Origin of the sequence: Bosea sp. PAMC 26642, from assembly GCF_001562255.1 — a bacterium.
In the GTDB taxonomy this organism is placed as follows: domain Bacteria; phylum Pseudomonadota; class Alphaproteobacteria; order Rhizobiales; family Beijerinckiaceae; genus Allobosea.
Genome location: NZ_CP014301.1, coordinates 1,059,775 through 1,084,289, shown reverse-complemented (window position 1 = coordinate 1,084,289; position 24,515 = coordinate 1,059,775). Strand labels below are relative to the sequence as shown.

General features: G+C 63.3%; 18 protein-coding genes and 2 pseudogenes. 14 read left to right on the top strand and 6 right to left on the bottom strand.

The window, feature by feature from the left end; genetic code table 11:
- Window positions 1-24 precede the first annotated feature (24 nt).
- From AXW83_RS28205 to AXW83_RS05070, 4 genes and pseudogenes are all read right to left on the bottom strand, one after another.
- Window positions 25-945, bottom strand: coding sequence for a class I tRNA ligase family protein (locus tag AXW83_RS28205; RefSeq protein ID WP_442855240.1), 921 nt, complete (start codon window positions 943-945; stop codon window positions 25-27).
- 14 nt (window positions 946-959) lie between these two features.
- A pseudogene (locus AXW83_RS05080) lies at window positions 960-1,703 on the bottom strand (class I tRNA ligase family protein); the annotation flags it as partial.
- A gap of 562 nt (window positions 1,704-2,265) precedes the next feature.
- Complete coding sequence (locus AXW83_RS05075; protein ID WP_066611217.1) at window positions 2,266-3,573, bottom strand: aspartate aminotransferase family protein; 1,308 nt, start codon at window positions 3,571-3,573, stop codon at window positions 2,266-2,268.
- A 152-nt stretch (window positions 3,574-3,725) separates the two neighbouring features.
- Window positions 3,726-4,412: a GntR family transcriptional regulator gene (locus tag AXW83_RS05070; protein WP_066611215.1), complete on the bottom strand. Its 687-nt coding sequence runs from the start codon at window positions 4,410-4,412 to the stop codon at window positions 3,726-3,728.
- Window positions 4,413-4,691: 279 nt separating this feature from the next.
- Between AXW83_RS05070 and AXW83_RS05065 the strand changes: the two genes are divergently transcribed.
- The 9 genes from AXW83_RS05065 to AXW83_RS05025 all read left to right on the top strand — a co-directional run bounded on the left by AXW83_RS05065 (window position 4,692) and on the right by AXW83_RS05025 (window position 17,985).
- Entirely contained in the window at window positions 4,692-6,074 is a 1,383-nt protein-coding gene (locus tag AXW83_RS05065; RefSeq protein ID WP_168166062.1) for an aminotransferase class III-fold pyridoxal phosphate-dependent enzyme, read from the top strand.
- A gap of 125 nt (window positions 6,075-6,199) precedes the next feature.
- Window positions 6,200-7,141: an aminotransferase class IV gene (locus AXW83_RS05060; RefSeq protein WP_066611208.1), complete on the top strand. Its 942-nt coding sequence runs from the start codon at window positions 6,200-6,202 to the stop codon at window positions 7,139-7,141.
- Between the two features lie 35 nt (window positions 7,142-7,176).
- Complete coding sequence (locus tag AXW83_RS05055; protein WP_236841821.1) at window positions 7,177-8,223, top strand: amino acid ABC transporter substrate-binding protein; 1,047 nt, start codon at window positions 7,177-7,179, stop codon at window positions 8,221-8,223.
- A 53-nt stretch (window positions 8,224-8,276) separates the two neighbouring features.
- Window positions 8,277-9,383, top strand: a complete 1,107-nt coding sequence (locus tag AXW83_RS05050; protein ID WP_066611206.1) for an amino acid ABC transporter permease — start codon at window positions 8,277-8,279, stop codon at window positions 9,381-9,383.
- Between the two features lie 18 nt (window positions 9,384-9,401).
- Window positions 9,402-10,451 (top strand): amino acid ABC transporter permease, encoded by a 1,050-nt coding sequence (locus tag AXW83_RS05045; RefSeq protein ID WP_066611203.1) that lies wholly within the window; start codon window positions 9,402-9,404, stop codon window positions 10,449-10,451.
- 89 nt (window positions 10,452-10,540) lie between these two features.
- A complete protein-coding gene (locus AXW83_RS05040; protein ID WP_236841820.1) occupies window positions 10,541-11,965 on the top strand; it encodes an aminotransferase in 1,425 nt (474 codons plus the stop codon).
- Window positions 11,966-11,977: 12 nt separating this feature from the next.
- Window positions 11,978-13,582, top strand: a complete 1,605-nt coding sequence (locus tag AXW83_RS05035; RefSeq protein ID WP_066611197.1) for an ABC transporter substrate-binding protein — start codon at window positions 11,978-11,980, stop codon at window positions 13,580-13,582.
- Window positions 13,583-13,609: 27 nt separating this feature from the next.
- A complete protein-coding gene (locus AXW83_RS05030) occupies window positions 13,610-15,859 on the top strand; it encodes a N,N-dimethylformamidase beta subunit family domain-containing protein (protein ID WP_066611195.1) in 2,250 nt (749 codons plus the stop codon).
- Window positions 15,860-16,908: 1,049 nt separating this feature from the next.
- Window positions 16,909-17,985, top strand: a complete 1,077-nt coding sequence (locus AXW83_RS05025; protein ID WP_210179645.1) for an alpha/beta hydrolase — start codon at window positions 16,909-16,911, stop codon at window positions 17,983-17,985.
- Between the two features lie 101 nt (window positions 17,986-18,086).
- Here AXW83_RS05025 and AXW83_RS05020 read toward each other — a convergent pair whose 3' ends face one another.
- Both AXW83_RS05020 and AXW83_RS05015 read right to left on the bottom strand, forming a co-directional pair.
- A complete protein-coding gene (locus AXW83_RS05020; protein ID WP_066611193.1) occupies window positions 18,087-18,479 on the bottom strand; it encodes a response regulator in 393 nt (130 codons plus the stop codon).
- A complete protein-coding gene (locus AXW83_RS05015) occupies window positions 18,476-19,411 on the bottom strand; it encodes an HWE histidine kinase domain-containing protein (protein WP_236841918.1) in 936 nt (311 codons plus the stop codon). The genes AXW83_RS05020 and AXW83_RS05015 overlap by 4 nt, the downstream gene beginning before the upstream one ends.
- A 472-nt stretch (window positions 19,412-19,883) precedes the next feature.
- Between AXW83_RS05015 and AXW83_RS05010 the strand changes: the two genes are divergently transcribed.
- The 5 genes and pseudogenes from AXW83_RS05010 to AXW83_RS04990 all read left to right on the top strand — a co-directional run.
- A complete protein-coding gene (locus AXW83_RS05010; protein ID WP_066611187.1) occupies window positions 19,884-20,582 on the top strand; it encodes a ferritin-like domain-containing protein in 699 nt (232 codons plus the stop codon).
- Window positions 20,583-20,620: 38 nt separating this feature from the next.
- Window positions 20,621-21,274 (top strand): ferritin-like domain-containing protein, encoded by a 654-nt coding sequence (locus AXW83_RS05005; RefSeq protein WP_066611185.1) that lies wholly within the window; start codon window positions 20,621-20,623, stop codon window positions 21,272-21,274.
- A gap of 12 nt (window positions 21,275-21,286) precedes the next feature.
- The gene (locus AXW83_RS05000) at window positions 21,287-22,045 is read left to right on the top strand and encodes a dienelactone hydrolase family protein (protein ID WP_156639807.1); all 759 of its coding nucleotides are present in this window, start codon (window positions 21,287-21,289) and stop codon (window positions 22,043-22,045) included.
- A 79-nt stretch (window positions 22,046-22,124) separates the two neighbouring features.
- On the top strand, window positions 22,125-23,111 hold the full coding sequence (locus AXW83_RS04995) for an ABC transporter ATP-binding protein (RefSeq protein ID WP_156639804.1): 987 nt from the start codon (window positions 22,125-22,127) through the stop codon (window positions 23,109-23,111).
- Window positions 23,112-23,727: 616 nt separating this feature from the next.
- Window positions 23,728-24,336: pseudogene (locus AXW83_RS04990) on the top strand (SDR family NAD(P)-dependent oxidoreductase); the annotation flags it as partial.
- Between the last annotated feature and the right edge of the window lie 179 nt (window positions 24,337-24,515).

Sequence of the window (24,515 nt, the reverse complement as noted above, 5' to 3'; positions counted from 1 at the left end):
CAGAATGCGTGGCCAGCAGCAGATTCAACCGGCATAACGAGCCGTCTGGGCTTCAACCCAATCCGGTGAGAGCTTCTCAAAAAGCGGCAGCAGCGGCCCTACCCTCCACTCTGGCAGAAGATCCGCCCGCGTGATGGACGCCGATGTGGGCCAAGGCGGCCTGCCACGCCCGTGCCCCAGCGCTTCAAGCACCCGTTCGGCGGCTGCAGGAATGAACGGCCAAGCCGCCTGCGCCGCAATCGCAACCAAGCTTGCGCCGGTCCTGGCGACGACCGCGGTGCGCTCCGGATCGTCAGTGAAGGTCGACCACGGCGCCTCGCCGGCGAAATAGCCGTTGCCGAGCCGCCAGAGCTGGCGCACCTCCTCGGCCGCTTTTCGGAATGAACGGCCGGCATGGTGGCCACGAAGAGACCGCAGATCGATGTCGATCTGCGCCGCCAACGCGAACTCGCGAGCCGAAGGCTCGCCTACGATCGGCACGATGCCGCCATAGCGGCTCTCCACGAACTTGAGGATCCGATTCACCAGATTGCCAAAAGTGTCTGCCAGATCATGGTTTACGTCCGCCGCGAAGCGCTCGAACGTGAAATCGGTATCGTTGGCTTCGGGTGCATTCGACGCCAGCCACCAGCGCCAGTAGTCGGCCGGCAGTAGCGCAAGGGCCTGGTCGAGGAAAACGCCGCGCCGCTGGCTTGTCGAGAACTTTCCGCCTTCATAGGTCAGCCAGTTCACCCCCTTGATCACGTCGACGGTCTTCCACGGCTCGCCGGAGCCTATAAGGGTGCAGGGAAAGCTGACCACGTGGAAAGGGACGTTGTCCTTGCCGAGGAACTGGGCGTAGTCGACATCCTCCGCCGTCCACCACCAGCGGCTCCAGTCGCGACCCTGTCGCGCATCCGCCCATCCTGAGTAGCGGCGATGTAGGCGATCGGCGTATCGAACCAGACGTAGAAAACCTTCCCCTCATAACCCGGCTTCGGCACCGGCACGCCCCACACAAGGTCGCGGGTGATGCAGCGGTCCTGGATGCCCTCGTTCAACCATTTCCGGGCGATCGACGTCACCAGCGGCGGCCAACCCTTTGGCGTAGAAATCCAGGCCTCAAGCTCGCCGATCAGCGCCGACTGTCTCAAAAATAAATGGTGGCTCGGCCTGATCTCCAGCTCCGTGCTGCCCGACAATGCCGAGCGCGGCGCGATCAGGTCGATCGGGTCGAGGGGCCGCGTGCAGTTTTCGCACTGGTCGCCACGCGCTCGCTCGAAGCGGCAATGCGGACAGGTGCCGATGATATAGCGGTCGGGCAGGTAGCGGCCATCCTCTGGCGAATAGATCTGATCGAGGACACGCTCCTCGATGAAGCCGTTCTCTTCCAGGCAACGGAAGAAGTGCTGGGTCAGCGCGTGGTTGTGAGGCGACGACGAGCGACCGAAATGGTCGAAGGACAGATCAAGCTGCCGGTAGATCGCAGCCTGGCTCGCGTGCTGTTCGAGACAATAGGTCTCGATGTCCTGACCGGCTTCGGCCGCGGCAAGTTCGGCCGGCGTGCCATGTTCGTCCGTCGCGCAAATGAAGAGCACCTCGTCGCCGATCTGGCGGCGATAGCGCGCGTGAATGTCTGCCGGCAAGAGCGATCCTGCCAGATTTCCGAGATGCTTGATGCCGTTGATGTACGGAAGCGCGCTTGTAATGAGTGCGTTCGCCATGATCCCCTCCCTGGGGTCATTTCACGGGTGAAGCGCCAGACCTTCGACGAACAAAAAAGCCCTCCGCAGAACCGGGAGGGCTTGGGTCCGACGCTCACGCGCGCGGCAAAATGCTCGCGCTTACCCCCTCCGGCCAATCTCCTGCTGGTCGGGCCTGCGCATTCGCGTGGCGGGGAAGGACGTGAACATCAAGGCACCCAAGTGTCGGTCAGACATAAAGGCCCGCATTTCGACCGAAAGACAAGTTCCAAGTGCGCTGGGCGACGCAATGCCCCGCCTGGCAGCCGACGCCGCTAAGCCTCAACGTCCTGACCGCGCGCGTGTCAGCATTCGCACTTCCAACTGGAAATGGTGGGGGAAGCAGGACAAATCTACGAACACGTATACTATTGAAATATTTATATAATTACGCAGAAGAATTGCCGCGCGAAGATGCATCCGGCAAACACCGACCCCTCGGAACTGATGATCTGAGCCGCGCCGCTACGGCAAGGTGGAACCGCAATTCCGAGACGAAGGCAGCAATGGTCAGATCACACCACCGGAAACGAGCTCACGCACCCTAGACCTCGCCGGCCGCCCCCATCACTGCATCGAGCGTCGCGTCGATCACACCATCGTCGTGTTCGGACGATACGAACCAGGCCCCTCGCTCCAGAATGCGCACCCCGCGCTTGAGCATAGCGAAGGCGAAGCGGACATAGGCCGCCTTATCGGCCCGCGCGATGTCGCGATAGTTCCGCGCAGGTGCGTCCAGCCCGAACGAGACGTGAAAGATCAGCGGAGCGCCGACCACCTGCGCCCTGATGCCCGCCTGGCCCATGATCGTACGAATGCCGTCCTGCAGGCGCTGGCCGCGGGCGAAGCTGCGCTCGTACAGCTCGGGTGTCAGGGCCCTTTGGGTCGCCACGAGAGCCGCCATGGCGACGGGCTGGGCGTTGAAGGTGCCGCCGTGCAGCACCCCGTCCGCCAGTTGATCAAGCAAATCCGCCCGTCCAGCGACCGCCGCGACCGGGAAGCCGCTGGCAATGGCTTTCGCTAGGATCGTCAGGTCGGGCGTCACGCTATAGAGCTTCTGCGCGCCACCGCTGCTCAGACGGAAGCCCGTTACGACCTCGTCGAAGATCAGGACGGCCCCGTGCTTGCGGCAGGCCGCGAGAGCCCCTTCGAGATAGCCCGGCAGAGGCGCGATCGCGCCCTGGTTGCACATCACCGGTTCCATCAGGACGGCTGCGACATCGCCCTGCGCAAGACGCGCCTCCAGTGCGGCCAGATCGTTCCAGCCCAGTACTGCGAGTCCCTCCGCCGTGGCCAGATCCTGGCCCTTGCTGCCGGCGACCGGGATTGGAGAATTGTCGGGACCGGCCGCGTTGAGGCCCGGAGCCGTCGACCACAGAATGCTGTCGAGCCAGCCATGATAATGCCCCTCGAACTTGATGACGATGCGCCGGCCGGTGGCGGCTCGCGCCAGGCGGATCGCGGCATGAACGGCCTCCGAGCCCGAGGAGGTGAAGCGCAGACGCTCCGCCGATGGCACACGTTCGCAGATCAGTTGCGCGGCTTCGCATTCGATCGGTACCTGGCCCGCGAACAGGATACCGCGCTCGACCTCGTCCTTGACCGCCGCGATCACCGAAGCCGGGGTGTGCCCGAGCAGGGTTGCGCCCATGCCGCAATAATAATCGATCAGCCGGTTGCCATCGGCGTCGATGAGATGCGCCCCGTCCCCCCGCTCGAAGACCAGCGGCCCGGACGCCATGCCGAAGCGGAAATTGCTGTTGACGCCGCCGGCAATGTAGCGCGCGTGCTCGGCGATCCGCCGGGACGATTCCGTGAAGTGAAGCAAGGCATGGGGGCGCTCGGCTGTCATGGAACCGGTCTCCTTCGGTCAGGCGCAACAAGGAAGGTCAGGCAAGGCGGAGTACGGATCGTCATCCGACGAACCGGCGCACGCAGTTGCGGGGCGATAGGCGCGACGGAGGGCAGAACCGGGCGGCGCTTGCCTGGAGTTCTCGAAAACACTCATTCCAGGGTCCAACCTAGCCGGGCATAGAGATAGCGCTGATAGGTCAGGACATCGACGCTGCGCAGTTCCCGCACGCGTCCTGGATCGCGGGTTCTCGCGGCCAGGGCCAGTTCGTGCATGATGTGGGTGGAGAACTCCATGAAGCCGGGATCATCCGGCGCGTCGGCGGCGAGTGCCAGCGCGATGATCGGGGCATTGCGCACGCGCAGCCGCCGGATCAGTGCTGCGAGCATCGCCGACCCGCAGCGCTCGGCGATGAAGAACGACCACTCATGGAAGGCGAGCATGTGCTTGCTGACGCTGCCTCCGCGGTAGGCCTGTTGAACCGCCGCCGTCAGACTCTGGAGGCTGACGAAGTCCTCCTCGGTCGCGCGCTGGGCAAACAGTGCTGCTGCCTCGCCTTCGACGAGCGACCGTAGAAGCCAGATGTCGTCGCAGACGCTCCGGTCCAGCAACGGAACCTGAATGACACGCGCCGGCGTGATCTCCAGCGCCTCCTCGGCCACAAGGGACGAGACGGCGTCGCGCACGGGCTGCATACTGGTGCCGAAGGTTGTCGCCAGCGAGCGCAGCGACACTTTCGCGCCTGGATACATCTCGCCGGCGAGCAACCTCTGCCCCAGCGCGTCGTAGACCTGAACGGCGAGCGTGCTGGAGCTTTTCCCGCTGTCTCGGATGGTCATGATGAAGCCGTCCGCTGTTTCCGGGCGATCCCGAATGAAGTACCGGCCATCGGATATCCGCGCGTCCCGTCACCTCGTCTGATCAGCACGCCCGAAAGCCAGTCGAGCCACCGCTCTCTGTGATCACATTACCCAGAACCGCCTTTGCATCAAGCATGGCAACTGCCCAATCCACAAGCGGAACCCGCTCAATTTATCCTCAAAGCACCGATTGACGGCATTCAAGGCAGGTCTATAGTCGAGATTATCGAGCTGTGATCACAGGGGCAAATGTCCGTCATGAACATCGCCGCGCGCCTTTCCAACCACTCGTCCGACATGCTGCTGTTGCCGTTCTCGAACCTGAGACAGCTGCGCGAGGCGAGACCTCTCGTCTTCACCAGCGGCAAGGGCATCTTCACCTTCGACGAAGACGGCAAGGACTACATCGAGGCGGTCTCGACGTTCTATTGCGTCGGTCTCGGCTTCAGCGACGAAGAGCTGATCGAAGCCGCGATCGCTCAGCTTCGAGCGCTGCCGATGTATCCCTCCGGCATTCACAGAACCGTCCCGGTCGTCATGGAACTCGCCGAGCGCCTGTCGCAGAGCGCGCCGATCCCCAACGCCCATGTAATGTTCGCTACCACGGGCTCGGAGGCGAACGACCAACTCGTCAAGTTCACCTGGTACGCCAACCGCGTGGCTGGTCAGCCGCAGCGGCGCAAGATCATCTCGCGGCGGGGGAGCTATCACGGCGGCACCGTGCTCACCAGCGCGCTCGGCGGTGGCGCCGCCGTTCAGGAGGCGTTCGGCGTTCCAACACACGATGTGCTGCATGTCGCGCACCCGACCTGGCCGCGCGGCGCCCTGCCCGGCGAGAGCGAGGACGAATACACCGACCGGCTCGTGGCAGAACTGAAGGAGACCATTGAGGCCGCGGGGCCGGAAACGGTTGCAGCCTTCATCGCCGAACCTCTCTCGGTGTCCTCGGGCATGTTCGCGCCGCCGCGCGGCTACTTCCCGAAGATCAAGGCGCTGCTCGACGGCTATGGCATCCGCCTCTACGCCGACGAGGTCGTGACGGGTTTCGGCCGGACCGGCACGATGTGGGGTTGTGAAAGCTTCGATCTCGTGCCCGACTGCATGAGCACCGCGAAGACGCTGTCGGGCGCCTATCAGCCGATCGCCGCCGTGCTGATGTCGGACGAGTTCTATCGCCTGCTCGAAATCGGGTCGGATACAGCCGGGATCTTCAACCACGGCTCGACCTATGCCGCCCATCCGGTCGCCGCCGCCGTGGCGTTGAAGGTGCTGGACATCTTCGAGCAACGCGACATCCTCGGTCATATCCGATCCGTGATGCCGGCCTGGGCCAAGGGGCTTGCTGCGCTGGAGGACCACCCCCTCGTCACAGCCACGCGCTGTTTCGGTCTCGCCGGCGGCGTGCAGGTTGCCTTGCCGGGAACCGAAGGTGGCAGCCAGGCCGCCGCCTCGCTGGTCCCGGGCGGGATCGCGACGCAGATCTACGACGCCGCTCTCGCGGCCGGCGTCGTCGTGCGCCCGCTGCAGGGCTGTCTGGTGCTCGCACCGCCCCTGATCATCACCGAGGCTGAGATCGACGAACTGTTCAGGCGCTTGCGGATCGGGCTCGATGCCGTGCTCGCCGACCTGCCGCCGAATTGACCATCCATGGCCGCTGAGCTCGGCAGGGCACCTGTCGATCGGCTCAGGCTCAAATTATGCATCCGGCGACCGAGAGATCCGGTCGCCTGCCGCGAGTCCCGTCGTTCCGGAAGGAGTGCTGAAGCATGAATGTCGATGTCAGCCATGCGGCAACGACCGACAGCGTCCTGTGGCCGGCGGGAGCGGCTTTCATCGACGGCGCCTACATGCCGATCGCCGAGGCAAAGATCCCGGTCACGGACTGGGGCTTCCGGCGATCCGACGTAACCTACGACGTCGTCAGCGTCTGGGACGGCGCCTTCTTCCGGCTCGACGATCACCTCAAGCGCTTTCGCGCCTCGATGGAGGCCATGCGGCTCGTCCCCCAGGAGAGCGACGAGGACACCAGATCGATCCTGCACAAGCTCGTCGCGAAAGCGGGGCTGCGGGAGGCCTATGTCGCCATGGATTGTCTGCGGGGCCGCCCTTTGCCGGGGCTGCAGTATCACCCCAAGAATACGCGTCCTTATCTGAGCGCCTACGCCATTCCCTATGTCTGGCTGATGACGCAGGAGATCATCGAGCGAGGCGCCCATATGATCGTCGCCTCGACGCCGCGCATCCCGGAGGCCTCCGTCAACGCCCGTGCCAAGAATTTCCACTGGGCCGACATGACCGCGGCGCTGTTCGAGGCCGACGACAAGGGTGCCGACAACCCGATCCTGCTCGACGCGGCCGGCAATGTCACCGAAGGCCCGGGTTACAACGTTTTCTGCATCACCGACGGCGTCGTCTCGACGCCCGATCGCAATGTGCTGGGCGGCATCACGCGGCTCTCCGTCATGGAGCTCTGCGCCGAGCTCGGCCTCGCCTGCGAGGTCCGTAACGTGCCCGTGGACGAGATGCGCAACGCCGACGAGATCCTGATCTCCTCGACGGCCGGCGGACCGATCGGGGTCAGCCGCCTCGACGGACGAATTCTCAACAACGACCGTCCCGGCCCCATCAGCCAGACGCTACGCGAAACCTACTGGGCCAAGCGCAAATCCGGCTGGCATGCCGAGTCGGTGAACTACGAAGCCGCCTGATTTCCCGATAAACCTGAAGCAAAAGGATCTCCATCGTGACCAGACCGGACCGAACCCTCCTGGGAAGGATGCTCTCCGCGTTGGGCGCCGCGCTGCTGAGCACGGCCGCCACCGCCCAGACCCTGCCCGCTCCCGGCGCCACCGTCGAGGCGATCAAGAAGCGCGGCGAACTGGTCTGCGGCGTCGACAGCGGCATACCGGGCTTCGCCTACCAGGATTCCTCCGGCACCTGGAAAGGCTTCGACATCGCCTATTGCCAGGCGCTGGCCGCGGCCGTCCTGGGCGACGCAAAGAAGGTCAAATATGTCGGCACGACCGCCAAGGTCCGCTTCACCGTGCTGCAATCGGGCGAGATCGATGTGCTGATCCGCGACTCGACCCTGACGTTCTCGCGCGATATCGGCCTCGGCCTGTCCGAGGTCGCGGTCAATTTCTATGCTGGCCAGGGCTTCATGGTCCGCAAGAGCCTCGGCGTGAAGACCGCAGCCGAACTGCAGGGCGCCACCATCTGCATGATCACGGGTGCCACGCTCGAGCTCAACATCGCCGACTTCGCCCGCTCGAAGGGCACGACGATCAATTCGCTTCTGTTCGACAAGACCGAGGAGGCGTTCGCCGCCGCCGAAGCCGGCCGCTGCGACGGCTATTCCGACGACACCGGCTCGCTCGCCGCGGCCAAGTCGACCATGAAGGTCCCCGACGACTGGATCATCATGCCGGAGGTCATCTCCAAGGAGCCGCTCGGCCTCCACACGCGCGACGGTGACTACCGCTGGTCCGACATCGTCTTCTGGGTCGATACGGCTTTGAAGACGGCCGAGGAGTTCGGCGTCACCAAGGAAAATCTCGACAGCAAGAAAACCTCGACCGATCCGTTCGTGCGCCGCCTGCTTGGCCTCGAAGGCGATTTCGGCAAGCAGCTCGGCCTGGACAACGATGCCTTCGCCCGCGCGATCAAGGCCGTCGGCAACTACGCCCAGATCTACGATGAACACTTCGGGCCGAAGACCCTCGGCCTGCCGCGTGGACAGAACAACCTCTACACCCAGGGCGGCCTGCACTACCCACTGCCGTTCCGGTGAGGCCAGGCCGCATGGCTCGGACGTCCGCTACCGCCAACTCCGCGCTGTGGCCCATGAAGTCATCCCACGCCCTGCTCTGGCAGGGCGTGGGGATCGGGGCCGTCCTGATCGTCCTGATCTGGTTCGGACATAACGCCGCGAGCCATCTGGCGCGCCGGAACATGGAGCTCGATTTCGGCTTCCTGTGGCGCCCCGCGGGCTTTGCGATGCCCTTCCAGATCACCGCCTTCAAGCCGACCGACAGCTATTTCATGGCGCTTGTCGCGGCCTTCGCGAACACCCTGCTGGTGTCGTGCCTCGGTGTTGCGACGGCGACGATCCTGGGGTTGGGCCTGGGCGTGATGCGGCTCTCGTCGAGCTGGCTGATGCGAACCGCATCGGGCTGCGTCGTCGAGCTCATCCGCAACACACCGCAGCTCCTGCAGATCGTGTTCTGCTATATCGGCGTGCTCCAGTTCCTGCCGCAGGCACGCCAGAGCCTGTCGCTGGCGGGCGTGGTTCATTTCAACATCCGCGGCCTCTTCGTCCCCTCCCCGATTGCTGGCGACGCGACGGCAGCGCTGACATGGGGGCTGGCCGCCAGCCTGATCGTCGTTCCGCTACTGCGCCGGTGGCTGCCGGTGGAAAAGACGTACAGCACCTGGCTTTGGCTGCTGCCGCCCGTCCTTGCCGGCGCCCTCATTGCCAGCCTCTCAGGCTGGAGCCTGCCGACGCTGAAGGGCTTCAACTTCGTCGGCGGCATGGTGATGCCGCCGGAGCTTGTAGCGCTCTGGGCCGGGCTTTCGCTCTATTCGGCAGCGTTCATCGCGGAAATCGTCAGGGCCTCGGTGGAGGGTGTCGCCAAGGGACAACGCGAGGCGGCCTACAGCCTGGGGCTTCGGTCATGGCCGACGCTGCGGCTCGTCGTGCTGCCGCAGGCGCTCCGGGTGATGATCCCGCAGATGACCAATCAGTATCTCAACCTGATCAAGAGCTCCTCGCTCGGCGCGGCGATCGCCTATCCCGAGATCGTGCAGATCTTCGCCGGGACCGTGCTCAACCAGTCCGGACGGGCGATCGAGGTCATGGTGATCGTGATGCTGGTCTTCCTCGCCATCAACCTGCTGGCCTCAGCGGGGCTCGCGCGGCTCAACGCCAAGGTCGCACTGAAAGAACGTTGAGCCTGGAGCGATGCACTCATGACCGAGACCGTGCGCAGCTGGATCCAGACAAACCTGTTTCCGTCCCTGCGATCGGGCGTCGTCACCATCCTGACGCTGGTGCTGCTTGCCCTCCTGATCCCGCCACTGCTGCGCTGGTTCTATCTCGACGCCGTCTTTCATGGCGCCAACCGCAACATTTGCGGAGCGGGCGCCTGCTGGGCCTTCGTCAACGACCGGCTGGAGCTGCTGATCTACGGGCGCTACCCCGCACCGGAGCGCTGGCGGGTCAAGCTCGCAGGCTTTGTCCTGCTGGTTTTCGTCCTGCTCGCAGCGTGGCCGCGCAATCCATGGCGCGTGATGTCCGTGCTGCTGCTCATGTCGCTTTGCCCACTGCTGGCCGGCACGCTGCTGGTCGGCGGCGTGTTCGGACTGCCCTTCGTGCCGACGGACCAGTGGGGTGGGCTGTCGCTCAACGTACTCCTGACCTTCGCCACGGTCGCTATCGCGTTGCCACTGGGGGTCGTGCTCGCGCTCGGACGCCGCTCGGGCCTGCCGGCAATCCGATGGCTGTGCACCGGTTTCATCGAGTTGCTGCGTGGCGTGCCTTTGCTGGCCGTTCTGTTCATGGCGATGGTCATGCTGCCGATGTTCCTGCCCGAAGGCACTAGCTTCGACCGGCTGCTGCGCGCGATCGTCGGCCTGTCCCTGTTTGTCGCCGCCTATCTGGCCGAGACCGTCCGCGCGGGGCTGCAGGGGATCGACAAGGGCCAATACGAGGCTTCGGCCGCGCTGGGCCTGAGCTATTGGGGCACCCATCGGCTGATCGTACTGCCGCAGGCCTTTCGGCTGACGGTGCCTGGCATCGTCAATACGGTGATCGATCTGTTCAAGGATACCACACTGGTCTCGATCATCGGCCTGTTCGACCTGCTCGGCATCATCGGACAGGCGATCAAGGACCCGAGCTGGCTCGGCCTGGCCCGCGAAGGCTATGTCTTCGCAGCGAGCGTCTTCTTCGTCTGCTGCTTCGCCATGTCGCTCTACAGCCGCGCCATCGAGCGCCGGATCGGCCGGGTGAGGCACTGAATGCGGAACAACGCCACCCCCGCCGAACCGACGCGCCGTGAGCGGACATCGCTGCGGGTTGCATGATGGAACGAGAGGAGACCGATCGCTTGAGCAACCGTATACCGAATTCAGCCAGTGCGCGGGACGTGATGTTCCATCTGCATTCGCAGACCAACCCGCAGCGACATGCGGAAATCGGGCCGCTGATCATGACGCATGGCGAAGGCGTCTATGTCTATGACAGCAACGGCAAGCGCTATTTGGAGGCGATGGCCGGGCTCTGGTGTACCTCGCTAGGCTTCTCGGACCGGCGCCTGAAGGCCGCAGCCGCAGCGGCCTACGACAAGTTCGGCTTCTACCACAGCTTCAACCATAAGACGCCCGACAACACGATCGACCTGACCAAGCAGCTGGCCCAGATCTCCCCAATCCCGGACACGCAGGTCTATTTCGCTACGTCAGGCTCAGAGGCGACCGAGACGATGGTCAAGCTCGCCTGGGTCTATCACGCGGCGCATGGCAAGCCAGGCAAGCGCAAGATCATCGCGCGCGCCCGCGGTTTCCACGGTTCGACCATCGTCGCAGCCTCGATGTGCGGCCTGCCGCGGATGCATCGCGAATATGGTCTGCCGCTGCCGGGCTTCCTGCACACGCATTGCCCGGATGCCTATCGCAACGCCCTGCAGGGCGAAAGCGAGGAGGCTTTCGTCGCGCGCCTTGCAGCCGATCTCGAGACCATGATCCTGGAGGAGGATCCCGACACCATCGCCGGCTTCATCGCTGAACCGGTGAACGCCGGCGGCGGCATCATCGTGCCGCCGAACGGCTATTTCGCAGCGATCGAGACCGTGATGCGCCGGCACGACATTCTCGTCCTCGCCGACGAGGCCGTCTGTGGCTTTGGGCGGACGGGCAACTGGTTCGGCTGTCAGACGGTCGGCATGACGCCCGACATGATGGCGCTCGCAAAGGGCATCACCTCGTCCTACTTCCCGATGTCGGCGGTGCTGCTGGGCCGGCCGATCCAGGAGGCTCTCGCCGAGATCAACAAGGGTGGCGAGCTCTTCGGCCATGGCTTCACCAATTCCGGCCATCCTGTCGGGGCCGCGATCGCGCTCGAGGCGCTGGCGATCTACCACGAGATGGACGTGGTCACGCATGTCAGGACGATGGGCGAGCGGCTGCGAGCCGGCCTCGGCCGGATCGCGGCAACATCCGGCATCGTCGGCCAGGTCCGCGGCGTGGGCCTGATGATCGGCGTCGAGCTTGTCGCCGATCCCGACACGCGACATGCGTTCGACCCCGCGCTGAAGATTGGCGCGATGTTCGATGCACAGGCCCTGGAGAACGGCCTGGTCATCCGGGCGATGGGCGACACCATCGGCTTCTGCCCACCGCTGATTATCGCCGAAGCCGAGATCGACGAAACGATCGACCTGTTCGCCAAAACGCTGCGCCAGGTCGAGGATCGGCTCGGCGCGACCCTGCGCCTATCGTCATCACCTGCCGCCGTCCTTCCTTCCCGCCACTGAGGAGTGCTCCGCATGCGCCGTCGAGACTTGCTTCGTTCTACGCTTGGCGCCGGATTGGGCGCGGCCCTCGGCGCGCCGCTGTTTGCGCCGAGCATCGCCCGCGCCCAGGCTCCGCGCACGCTGCGCTTCGTGCCTCAGGCCGATGCCGCGATCCTCGACCCCATGATCACGACCGGGCTCGTCAATCGCAATCACGGCTTCCTGATCTGGGACACGCTCTACGGGGTCGACGACGCTTCGCAGGTGCAGCCGCAGATGGTGGCCGGCCATGTCGTGGAGAATGACGGCAAGACCTGGATCATGACGCTGCGCGAGGGCCTAAGGTTCCATGATGGCGAACCCGTGCGAGGACGCGACGTCGTCACCAGCCTGAAGCGCTGGGCCTCGCGCGATGCGTTCGGCAGCTCGCTGTTCAGCGTCGTCGATGAGCTTTCGGCCCCCGATGACCGCACCGTGCGCTGGCAGCTCAAGGCCCCCTTTCCCCTGCTTCCACTGGCTCTCGGCAAGGTCGGCGCCATCGTTGCCTTCATCATGCCGGAGCGGCTGGCAATGACCGACAGTTCCATGCCCGTCAAGGAGTTGATCGGCAGCGGACCCTTCCGCTTCCAGGCCGATCAGCACATTCCCGGTTCGCGCCTGGTCTATTCCCGCTTCGAGAATTATGTGCCCCGCCCCGGAGGTACCCCAAGCCAGCTGGCGGGCCCGAAGGTGGCGCAATTCGACCGGGTCGAATGGCAGGTCATGCCGGATGCGGCGACGGCGGCTGCGGCCTTGCAGCAGGGCGAGATTGACTGGTGGGACCAGCCGATCGTCGATCTCCTGCCGAAGCTCAAGGCCAATACGGCGCTGAATGTCAAACTGCTCGATCCGATCGGCAATGTCGCCGTGCTGCGCTTCAACCACATCCAGCCACCCTTCAACAACCCGGCGATCCGCCAGGCGGTGCTCTCGGTCGTCGACCAGAAGGATTTCATGGGAGCGGTTGCGGGGGACGACAGGAGCTTGTGGCGTGATCAGGTTGGCTTCTTCGCCCCGACCTCGATCATGGCCAGCGACGAGGGCATGGCGGCGCTCAACGGCCCGCGTAACCTAGACGCCGCCCGCAAGGCGATCAAGGATGCCGGTTATAACGGCGAAAAGGTTCTGCTGATGGCTCCCGGCGATTTTCCGGTGATCGGGCAGATGAGCGAAGTCGCCGGCGACCTCTTCCGCAAGCTGGGCTTCAACGTCGAATATGCCGTTCTCGACTGGGGTTCGATGCTGCGCCGCATGGGCAACCGCGAGCTGCCCGACAAGGGTGGCTACAGCGCGTTCTGCACCTATTCGGCCGGCGTCACGCATCTCAACCCTGCCGCCCACAATTTCCTGCGCGGCAGCGGCGACAAGGCGACGTTCGGCTGGTCGAAAAGCGAGAAGCTGGAAGAACTGCGAGATGCCTGGTTTTCGGCCCCCGACGTCGAGGCCCAGAAGAGGATCGGCATCGCGATGCAGCGTCAGGCTTTCGTCGACGTGCCCTATGTGCCGCTCGGCGTGTTCTACCAGCCGACCGCCTACAGGAAATCGCTGACCGGCATGCTCAAGGGCCTGCCGCTTTTCTGGAACGTACGCCGCGCCTGATCGGCCGGCGTCAGCAGAGGATGCCTGATGCTTCCCATCACCGGATATGTCGACCGCTGGAGCGTGCGCCCCGGCGAGGAGCTGAGCGTCATGGTCGCTGTCGAGGGCGGCGGGCGCTACGGCGCGCGCGTCGCCCGCGTGATTTGCGGCGACCCCAACCCGCAGGGGCCAGGCTATCGCGAGGTTCCCGTCGCATGGGAGCTTGAGGGCGAGCATGAGGGGGAAGAACGACTGATCGCCAGAGGCTCTTGGGTCGATATTCCCGAACTTGATCTCGGCTCCGGCCGATCCGTCGCTTTCTGCGCCACGATCTGGCCGACGCTGCTCTCGGCCGGCAAGCAGGCTGTGCTCAACTGGAACAACCGCGGCGCGACGCTGACGCTTGGGATCACGCCCGACGGCGCCTTCTGCCGTCTCGTCGCACCTGGCGGCACGACCCTGACGACCACCGGCGTCGCGCTGACGGAGCGCGCCTGGCACGACATCGCCTGCCTCTACGATCCCGCGACGGGAGCCCTTTCGATCGCGCAGTCGCCGCGCAAGCCAAGGCTCGACCATGATGAGCGGGCGGAGCGCGGCAGCATCGCTGCGATGGTGGTGCTGTCGGGTCCAGGCGCCGTCACGATCGCAGCCGAACGCAGCGGCACGCACACGGTCTGTCATTTCAACGGCAAGATCGAGCGGCCGCGCATCATCGACGGAGCTGCCGGACTGGCCGCGATATTGACTGCGCAGGCGCGAGACGAGGTTCGGTCGGACGCAAAAATCGTCGCCGAGTGGGACTTTTCCCTTGCGATATCAAGCGACGATGTCTGTGACATCGGCCCGGCGCAGGCCCATGGCCGCTGCATCAACCTGCCGACGCGCGCCATGACCGGCTCGCTTTGGACCGGCGCCTCGCATCGCTGGACCGAAGATCCCCGGCAATGGGCGGCGATCCATTTCCACAACGACGATATCGGCGATGCGGCCTGGCCGGTCTCGCTGCGCTTCACCGTGCCGGAAGACTGGAGCAGTGGGGTCTACGCCCTGCATCTCGACAAGGGCGGCGCACGCGACAACATCGTCTTCTATGTCCGCGCCGCGGTGCCCGGCTCACAAGCCAAGGTCGCATTCCTGGCGCCGACCTTCAGCTATACGGTCTATGGCCAGTTCCAGAAGGAGGGCCGGCAGGCGCTGATCACCGAGCGCTCTCTGGCCTGGGGCGCCCTGCCGCAGGCGCCCGACGGGCATCCCGACTACGGGGTCTCGCCATACAATTTCCACTCGGACGGCAGCGGCGTCGTGATGTCGACGATGCGCCGTCCGCTCATCGACAAGCGGGTCAATCAGATCCATCTCGTCGATCCGAGCCCGGAGGGATCGGGCCTGTACTGGATCGCCGCCGACAGCGCGATTACCGACATGCTCACCCGCAAGGGCATCCCCTTCGAGGTCATCACCGATCACGACCTGCATGAGGAAGGCCACGGCCTCCTGTCGAATTACAATGTCGTGCTGACCGGCCAGCATCCGGAGTACCACACCACCCAAACGCTCGATGCGCTCGGCACTTATCTCGAAGGCGGCGGCCGCTTCGTCTATCTCGGCGGCAACGGCTTCTACTGGAAGGTCGTGCCACATTCGAAAGGCCCCTGGGCCTTCGAACTGCGACGTGCAGAGGGCGGCATCCGCCTGTGGGAAACGCTTCCCGGAGAAAGCTACCACGCCTTCGACGGCTCCTATGGTGGACTCTGGCGCCGTCTCGGCCGGCCGCCGCAGGCACTGGTCGGCGTCGGCTTCAGCACGCAGGGGGACTACAAGGGCTTTCCCTACAGCTTCCTGGACGGCATCCTCGATCCGCGCGTCGCCTTCATGCGCGAGGGATTGACGGACGAGGCAAGACCCGGCGGGATCCTCGGCGAACGCGGCCTGATGGGCGGCGGGGCGGCGGGCCACGAACTCGACCGCGCCGACACGAGGCTCGGTACGCCGGCCCATGCCATCATCGTCGGCAGCGCCGTGCTCGACGACCCCAGCTACCAACCGGTGAACGAGGAGCGTTTCGACCACACCTGGCCGGAGGCACGCGAGAAAATCATCCGCTCGGACCTGACCTTCTTCGAAACAGCCAATGGCGGCGCGGTCTTCTCGGTCGGCTCGATGAATTTCATCGGTGCGCTGCCGATCGACGGTTACGAAAACGTCGCAGCCCGGCTCGTCACGAATGTCATAAGGCGCTTCGCGGACCCCGAGCCGTTTCCTCCACCATTCGCGGATCGGCCTGGTCACAGATGAGCGGCTCACCGCTCTTCCGGAGGAGGAGCACTATAAAGTTGGTGGGCCGGACCGGACAAGTTTGCGAGCACGTACACGATTGAAATCGCTATATAATTTATACGACATAATTCATGGCCAGGTCGTGAAGCCCGTTTTTGCTGTCCCGTGGGACAGGGCAGGTCCGGCGTGACAGGCCGGAATTATCTCAAGAGTTACAATAAGCCGTTACACATTTCACCGCCGGAACCCGCCACGATCAGTCAGAAGTGTTACGCCGGTCGGGCGCATCGGGCGCCCCGAAGACGTGCCTCAGACCATCGCCTTCCTCTTCCCTCCCTCAGGTCTTTCGCTCACCGCACCGTCCGTTCTGTTGCGTTATCATCGTTACAAGGTAATCGTCCGGTGTCGGCCCTTTTAGCTTTCTGATGGGACGCTTTTGGCGAAAGCGGCCTTTCCGATGGCACGGCGTCGGGCCAGCTTTGCAATGTTGGCCTGAACAGTGGGACTGTCGATGTCCTCTGGCTCGAGGAAGCCGGGGAAGCCGCTCAGGCCTTCCTACGGGCGCGCAGCGCCAATGCCCGGCTTCCCCGGGCGCAGGCGGGCTCTGCGATCGCGCTCGCAACGCTCGGCGACGTATCGAGCGCACGCAAGGCGGCTACGGATCTCATGGCGGTGGCACCCGGCTTTCGGCTTTCGCAATCGATCGATGCGTGCCTCCCGAGTTCCCCGCTGCGATATCAACAATTCTAAGAGGAGATCCTGCGGCCGGGAGCCGAGCGAGCAGCGTGCCTATATAATGTCAGGATGATACGCGCCAAAACCACCTGCCCGCTCCGGGAAAAAATGCGCCACTTGCTACCATTGACCCTTTGCCTACAAGCGGACACGCCGCGCCGCTATTACCGCCGCTGGGTATTATCGCCGTCGGGGCATATACGCGAAATTCAGGGGGCATTTAGACGGGCTTAAAGGTCAGCACAACTCGTTTCGGTTTGCCAGCGGGGCGGGAGGAACAGGCGGGTTCGCGAGGGGTTAGGTCGACTAGCGACGCAACCCCAAGGAATTTCATGAACACCCTCAACACCGTATCCCTGGTCGTGCTTCTGGCGACCAGCGCGATGACGCCGGCGTTCGCGCAGACGTCGCCGGCACCCGCGTCGGCCACGATTCTCCCCGCCTCGAAGCCCGATGCCGATATGGCCGAGGTCCTATCAGTGCTCGCAGGCCTTGGCGGCAAGCCGATCGAGAGCCTGGAGCCAGACGAGGCGCGCAAGCAGCCGACGCCGACCGATGCGGTGATGAAGATCGTCAAGGACAAGAAGCTCGACGTGAAGCCGCACGAGGGCCTGAAAGTCTCCAACAGCCGCTTCGCCGACATGGGCAATCTGAAACTGCGTTGGTACGTGCCGGAGAACGCGACCAAGGAGTCAAACCTGCCGATCATCATGTTCTTCCGCGGCGGCGGCTGGGTGGTCGCGGATCTCGATGTCTACGACGCGACGCCGGCTGCGCTGGGGAAGAAGACCGGTGCGGCCGTCGTCTCCGTCGATTATCCAATGGGTCCAGAGAACAAGTTCCCCGCCGCTCATGACGAGGCGATCGAGGCCTACAAGTACATCCTGAAAAACGCGCAGGGCTGGGGGTACAACGGCGGCAAGATTGCGCTTGTCGGGGAGAGCGCCGGCGGCAACCTTGCGATCAACACCGCGATCGCGGCACGCGATCAAGGTTTGCCCAAGCCCGTGGCGATCGTTTCGGTCTATCCGGTCGCGACGACAAGCCTGGACACGCCGTCCAAGAAGGAGCAAGCCGCCGCTAAGCCACTCAATACGCCAATGCTGGCGTGGTTTGTGAAGCACATCAGCAAGAGCGAGGCGGATGCGCAGGACCCGCGTCTCAACCTCGTCGGGGCCAACCTGAAGGGCTTGCCGCCCACCACGATAATCAACGCCGAGATCGATCCGCTCAAGTCGGATGGCGACCTGATCGTGGCGAAGCTGAAGGAGGCTGGCGTCGAAACAACCCACCAGCTCTACACCGGGGTTACCCATGAGTTCTTCGGCATGGACGCCGTCGTCGCCAAGGCCAAGGAGGCGCAAGACTTCGCCGTCGCTCAGATCAAGAAGGGTTTTGGCGGGATGTGATCCGACCCCGCCGTCCAGTCTGAGCCCAACAGGAGACGGGCCCCGTCAGGGGGCCGTCTCCCGTTGGGCCAAAAGATCAATTCGCTATGTGCTGAGGGAGGTTAGGCAGCCTCTGGTAGCAATCCGCCTGCGGGGATAAGACCCCGCAACGTAGAGACCAGTTCCCCGATCTGATAGGGTTTCATTAGCACCGGGCGTTCCCGATAGCCGTCCATGACGCCTTGGCTGCCGTACCCGGTCGAGAAAAGGAATGGCACATCCCGTGCCGCCAACGCGTCGGCTATCGGATAGCTTCGATCGCCGTTGAGGTTGAGGTCCAGCATCGCGACGTCAAATGCCTGCGCGTCGAGAAGCGCAAGGGCTTGGTTGACGGTCGCTGCCGCCGTCACGGATTCGCACCCCAGATCTTCCAGCATGCTCTCGATCATCATGAGCAGCATCATCTCGTCCTCGACTACGAGGACGCGCGCGCCGGCTAGAATTCGGTCGTTCATGACGAACCTCCGGGCGCGGGAATGTCGATCATGCACGCGACGCCAGCGGCCCGGTAGTCTAGATCCACCGAGCCTTCCAACTCATGTGCCAAGCCGCGCGTCAAAACCTTCGAGCCGAAACCCTTGCGGATCGGTTGGGATACCGGCGGCCCGTCTTTTTCCAGCCAGCGGATGACCAGCCGATCGCCACCCGTCTTCGACACGATCGACCAACTGACGCCGATTGAGCCGGCCTCGTTCGAGAAGGCGCCGTACTTGACGGCGTTGGTGGCGAGTTCGTGGAACGCGATCCCTAGTGCAAGCGTCGCCTTCGGGGAGACGCGGACGTTCTCGCCCGTAATCAGGAAGCGTTCCTTGCGACCGTTGGCCACCCCGAACGGCTCCAGCGCGGCATCGAGCAGATCGTGCAGGCCGGTGCCATCCCAACTCTCGTCGCTCAAGAGATCGTGCGATCGCGACAGCGCGAATATCCTGGAGCCGATCGATTCCTTGATCGTGTCGAACAACGCCGGCCTCCGCAGGGCCTCGGTCACGATCGACTGCACAGTCGAGAGCGTGTTCTTCACGCGATGGTTGAGCTCGTCGATCATCATACGCGATCGATCCTGCTCCAGTTTGTGCCGAGTCAAATCCACGAAGGACGTGAAGTGTTGCACGACCTTTCCGGCCTCGTCATGAACCGGGCTGACGAAAAGGTCGGCCCAGAACACGCTGCCATCCTTGCGTCGGTAGCGCACCTCGGTGCTGAGTTCGCTGGAGCCATCGAAAGCGGCGGCGAGTTCCGTGAGCACCTCCGGCGACGCGCCTTGCGCCATCAACGCCTTGAAGCTTTGCCCAAGGACCTCAGCGCGGTCGTAGCCCGTGAGAGCGAGAAAGCTGTCGTTGGCGAAGATGATCGGATTGTCTGGCCCTTTCGCATCCGTGAAAATCATCGGCATCCGGGTCGTCTCGGCCGCGACGACAAATGGCCCCAAATCCTCGCGGAAACCCTCGACCTCGCTCTCGGCTTCGGCCTGGTCCTTCGTCTTCGGTTTTATCGCAGACACGGCCCAGCCTCCTCAGAGACCCCCCGGCTAATCGACGTTAGATGATTAACCTGCCCGTCGATACCGCCATCTCGATCTCGATCTCCTTCGAATATTTATCTCCGTCAGATTTTCCAAATTAATCCGCACCAACCTATCAAGCGGCGCAGCGTTAATTCCGCATGCATCCAAAATCCAAAACGACGCGTACCCGTGAACAGCGCCGTAATTACCACCGCAACCCCTTTTTCCGCGGCGCGTTTTTCTTGAAACTAAACCTGAAACCTAATCAAATTAAGAGATAAATACTTTAGTATCTGGGAACATTACATGCTTGCGACAGTTGGCTGCATCATTATCCCAAATGTGGAGATGCACGATGACTGATCAAAAAATGGGTTCCCTTGCGGACCATGGGCGAGCCGAGGGACGTCGCGCGTTCCTACGCTGGTCCGGCGTGGCTGCAGCGGCTGCCGTGGCATTCGGTGTGAACGTCCCTGGCCTCAAGCTCGGCGAGGCGTTCGCGCAATCCCGCGCCGTGGATCTCGGTGGCGGCGATCTCGGCGTTCTCAATTACGCCTACGCGCTGGAGCAACTGGAGGCTGCCTTCTACACGCAGGTCATCGCCAGCCCCTATGCCGGCATGAACGCCTACGAGCGGACCCTTCTGACCGACATCCGCAATCATGAGGTCTCGCACCGCGAGTTCTTCAAGAAGGCGCTCGGCGCGAACCGGATTCCCGACCTCGCCGTCAACTTCTCGGCGGTCAACTTCGGCGATCGCGTGAGCGTGCTCAAGACGGCCATGACCTTCGAGGACCTCGGCGTCTCGGCTTACAATGGTGGCGGCGCCGCCATCCAAAATCCGAAGTATCTCGCCGCGGCAGGCTCGATCGTCTCGGTCGAGGCGCGTCACGCCGCCACGATCCGCGACATGCTGATGCCGTTTACCGCATCTTTCGCCGGCGATGACGTCGTCACGCGTGGCGGCGTCGACGTTTCCAACCCGCCTTCGACCGTGCTTCGCGCGGCAGGTCCCTTCATCGCCACGCCGGTCACCGCGTCGCAGCTCCCATGAGCGCCTCCGGTTCGATCCCTCATTCGAAAGGCACGACCATGAACAACGAGACCCTTCTCTCCACTCTCGATCCCGATCTCGCCGGTGCGCTGGCGTCGCGCAGGGATCTATTTTTGTCCTCGGCCAGGAAGCTTGGCGCGGTCGCCTCGGCGCCTGTCGTCCTGGCGGCCGTGTCCAGCCAGGCCTTCGGCCAGGGCATGCCTGCCCAGGTCGCTGACGTGCTCAACTTCGCGCTCACGCTCGAATATCTAGAGGCCGAATTCTACAGCATGGGCCTAAAGGCCGGCGTCGTGCCGGATCGCTTCTCGCCGGTGTTCCGTCAGATCAGCGAGCATGAGGCCGCCCACGTCACCCTGCTGAGCTCAACGCTCGGTGCAGCTGCGGTCGCCAAGCCGCAGTTCGACTTCACGGCCGGCGGCAAGTACGCCACCGTGTTCCGTGACTTCAAGACCTTCGCCGCCGTGGCGCAGACCTTCGAGGACACGGGCGTCGCGGCCTATGCCGGCCAGGCTCCCGCCCTGATGGGGTCGAACGCCGCCTTGACGACGGCGCTACGCATCCATTCCGTCGAGGCCCGGCACGCTGCCGAGATCCGCATCGTTCGCGGCGTGAGGCCCTGGAAGGGTGCCTTCGACAAGGCCATGACCAAGCAGCAGGTCCTAGCGGCGGTGACGCCGTTTATCGACGCCTGATCGCGGAAGCAAATGACCGGCGCCATGCCAACTCCGGCGTGGCGCCGAACGCATGGTATGGAGGCCAGCATGCATCGTCGAATGTTCGTCCTTGGGAGCGCCTGCGCGATGATGCCCGCGGCGGCTGACGCCCAAGCCCGTCGAGGCTCGCCATCGACGTCGATCACCATCGAGCGTTTCGATGCGCCGGGTCCGGGTCCGCATCCCGTTGTCCTGTTGCTCCACGGCTCGGACGGCCTGACCTATCCTGGTCGGTACGCGACTGCGGCAAGAACGATTGCCGCCGCCGGCTTTACCGTCTTCCTGCCGCACTACTTCGAGAGCACGGGCGATCGGCGCGCGGCCTATGGCGAGTTAGGATCGAAATTCCCTGCGTGGCTTGCCGCCAATTCCGCTGCGCTGGATCAGGTCGTCGCCGCGCCGGGCGTGGCCCGCAACCGCATAGGAGTCGTCGGAATCTCGCTCGGCGGCGCGCTCGCCTTGGCGCTATCGGCTCAGGACGCCCGCCTAAAAGCCGTCGTGAACTATTTCGGCTACCTGCCGGGTCAGCTACGGGCTGCGCGCCGCTTCCCGCCGACGCTGATCCTGCACGGCGACGCGGACCGGATCGTTCCGGTCTCCAACGCCTATGCTATCGAGACCTTGTTGCAAGCCCGAGGCAGCGTCGTCGAGCGCCGGATATATCCCGGCCAGGGACACGGCTTCGGTGGAGCGGCCTCGACGGATGCGGCAAGCCGGACCGCCTCGTTTCTCAACCGTTACATCGGCTGACACTTTCGCATTTGGCGCGGTATCTCGCGCCCCTGTGTGCGTTTCGCTCCGCATGAGATGCGCAATGAGGAGAGTTTGAGTGTCTGGTATCTTCGCATCCCTACTTCAACGGGTGACACCACACGAGGCATCGAAAGAAGCCATCAAACCAGGCGAAACGCTTGGCCGTTTTGTATGGCGCGCAAGCGGCGTCCACCAATTCTATGTCGGCCTGATCGCGATGGCCGTGGCCTTGCTCAACTTCGTGCCCATCGACCTTCAAAGACGGATCGTAGATGTGGCGATCGCGGACAAGGATGTCGGCTCGCTTCTCTTTTTTGGCGGGCTCTATCTCGCGACCATCTTGATACAAGGTGCGCTCAAATATGCACTCCTCGTCTATCAGGGGTGGGTTGGCGAAAGTGCCGTCAAAATGTCCCGCGACCAATTGGTCGTAATCGCTTCCGAAAAGTCTTTGAAAGACACTGTAACCAGTGGTCAGACTGTCAACGTTATTGGTAGAGAAATCGACGGCGTCGGTGGCTTCGTTGGAGTCAGCATATCTGAATTTGTAGTCAATCTGACATTCCTAATCGTGATACTATCCTACATGCTCTATATTCAGCCAATAATAGCATTTATCAGTATGATATTTATGATTCCTCAGATCGCTCTTGCCCTTTATATGCAGGGCGACCTGAATTTATTAGTTGAAAAGCAGGTTGGTCTAGTACGAAAATTAGGAGATGAAACTGTCAGCCAAGCAGAAAGCAAATCTGACAGCTCTGGCGTAAGCTCAAACACGGTTAGCGCTATTTTTCAAAATCGGCTGCGGTTCTATTTGCTTAAATATGGCCTAAAGACATTACTCAACATCGCAAACGCAATTGGGCCGATGATGGTGCTTGGAGTTGGCGGTTGGATGGCAATTCAACAACAGACTACGATCGGCACCATAGTCGCTTTTATTTCAGGACTAGAGCGACTGTCGAGTCCACTTCGGGATCTACTCAATTTTTATCGGGAATATCAACAGGCAAAAGTTCAATACGAGATGATCGTTCAATGGGTCGAAAAGGCGGACTGAAATGCAGTTTCGAACGGTGACAGCTGACGAACAAGCACGTTAGGCACATGGGCGGGACCGGGAACGGATAAATTCCAACGTCTCGAGATAATGACATGGGCCTGCTTGGCTCTTGCGAACAGCGAAAGTGAGCCCCTCTCCAGTCGAATCCAAATCGGGATGATGTGGTATACGGTTAATCCGCCTTTTTTCTCGGTACCTTGACCCGCTCTTGACCTGAAATTGGCGGACCTCCAAGTCTCAATCGCGCCATGAGCGGACTTTAGGTGACAGACCCATAAATCGGATTCCCTTTTGGGTCGAAGGCTGATTCATTCTCCCATCCGGATTCCTCTGCGAAAGGGTTCTGGCGTTGAGGGTTGATTGCTGATTCACTTCGTCTGGGTATGGCGGAGGGGTCGGCTTGACGGATCAGATGTCTTTGGCGGAGGCGTTTCTGGACCCTCGGCTGGGTACGAACGCGAAGCTTTCGAAGATCGACGCCCTGATCGACTGGCGGCGGCTCGCGCCTTTGGTGCGGCGGCTGCGTCAGGCTCAGACCGGTCGGCCTCCCTAAGAGGCGCTTGCGATGCTGAAGGCTCTGTATCTCCAGGCACTTTATGACCTGTCGGACCCCGGGCTGGAGGAGGCTTTCACGCCCGACCAGTTCATCCAGCAATACGACGTGAACGTCCTCGGCGCGCAGCGCGTCAACCGGGCCGCGCTGCCCCATCTGAGAGCCCAGCACAAAGGCCTGCTGGTCTGGGTCGGATCGAGTTCGACGCGGGGCGGCACACCGCCCTTCCTGGCGCCCTACTTCGCCGCCAAGGCGGCGATGGACGCGCTGGCCGTGTCGTACTCCACCGAACTCGCGCTCTGGGGCATCGAGACCACCATCATGGTGCCGGGCGCCTTCACCAAGGGCACCAACCACTTCGTCCATTCCGGCACGCCCTCCGACGAGGCGCGCGCGGCGGAGTACGAGGCCGGGCCCTATGCCGGCATCGCCGACAAGGCGCTCAAAGGCCTCGCCGGCCTCGAACCCGCCGATGCCGATCCGGCCGAGGTCGCCCGAGAGATCGTGCGCGTGGTCGGCGCGCCCTTCGGCAAGCGCCCGTTCCGCGTCCATGTCGACCCGTCGCAGGACGGCGCCGAGATCGTCAACGGTGTCGCCGACCGCATGCGCCGTGAGATGTACCGCAATATCGACCTGGAAGACCTCCTCCATCCCGCGATCACCGGCTGAGCAGCGAGGTAACCGGCCGGAGCCTTACGCTCCAGCCGCCCCCCTTCCCATTCGTAGCAGCGATCAGCTCGCGCGTCGTGATCGCTGACCGGGCTGCTGGCCGGGAAAGAGCCAGCCACGCGGACACAAGCGGCATTTCAATCGTCATGTTTCGCCCTCGGCTGCGGCAACGCCACGGG

Bases quoted from the DNA above. Each gene is read 5' to 3' on its own strand.
- AXW83_RS05075 (WP_066611217.1), bottom strand. From the start codon at position 3,573: ATGACAGCCGAGCGCCCCCATGCCTTGCTTCACTTCACGGAATCGTCC.
- AXW83_RS05070 (WP_066611215.1), bottom strand. From the start codon at position 4,412: ATGACCATCCGAGACAGCGGGAAAAGCTCCAGCACGCTCGCCGTTCAG.
- AXW83_RS05065 (WP_168166062.1), top strand. From the start codon at position 4,692: ATGAACATCGCCGCGCGCCTTTCCAACCACTCGTCCGACATGCTGCTG.
- AXW83_RS05060 (WP_066611208.1), top strand. From the start codon at position 6,200: ATGAATGTCGATGTCAGCCATGCGGCAACGACCGACAGCGTCCTGTGG.
- AXW83_RS05050 (WP_066611206.1), top strand. From the start codon at position 8,277: ATGAAGTCATCCCACGCCCTGCTCTGGCAGGGCGTGGGGATCGGGGCC.
- AXW83_RS05045 (WP_066611203.1), top strand. From the start codon at position 9,402: ATGACCGAGACCGTGCGCAGCTGGATCCAGACAAACCTGTTTCCGTCC.
- AXW83_RS05035 (WP_066611197.1), top strand. From the start codon at position 11,978: ATGCGCCGTCGAGACTTGCTTCGTTCTACGCTTGGCGCCGGATTGGGC.
- AXW83_RS05030 (WP_066611195.1), top strand. From the start codon at position 13,610: ATGCTTCCCATCACCGGATATGTCGACCGCTGGAGCGTGCGCCCCGGC.
- AXW83_RS05025 (WP_210179645.1), top strand. From the start codon at position 16,909: ATGAACACCCTCAACACCGTATCCCTGGTCGTGCTTCTGGCGACCAGC.
- AXW83_RS05020 (WP_066611193.1), bottom strand. From the start codon at position 18,479: ATGAACGACCGAATTCTAGCCGGCGCGCGCGTCCTCGTAGTCGAGGAC.
- AXW83_RS05015 (WP_236841918.1), bottom strand. From the start codon at position 19,411: ATGATTTTCACGGATGCGAAAGGGCCAGACAATCCGATCATCTTCGCC.
- AXW83_RS05010 (WP_066611187.1), top strand. From the start codon at position 19,884: ATGACTGATCAAAAAATGGGTTCCCTTGCGGACCATGGGCGAGCCGAG.
- AXW83_RS05005 (WP_066611185.1), top strand. From the start codon at position 20,621: ATGAACAACGAGACCCTTCTCTCCACTCTCGATCCCGATCTCGCCGGT.
- AXW83_RS05000 (WP_156639807.1), top strand. From the start codon at position 21,287: ATGACCGGCGCCATGCCAACTCCGGCGTGGCGCCGAACGCATGGTATG.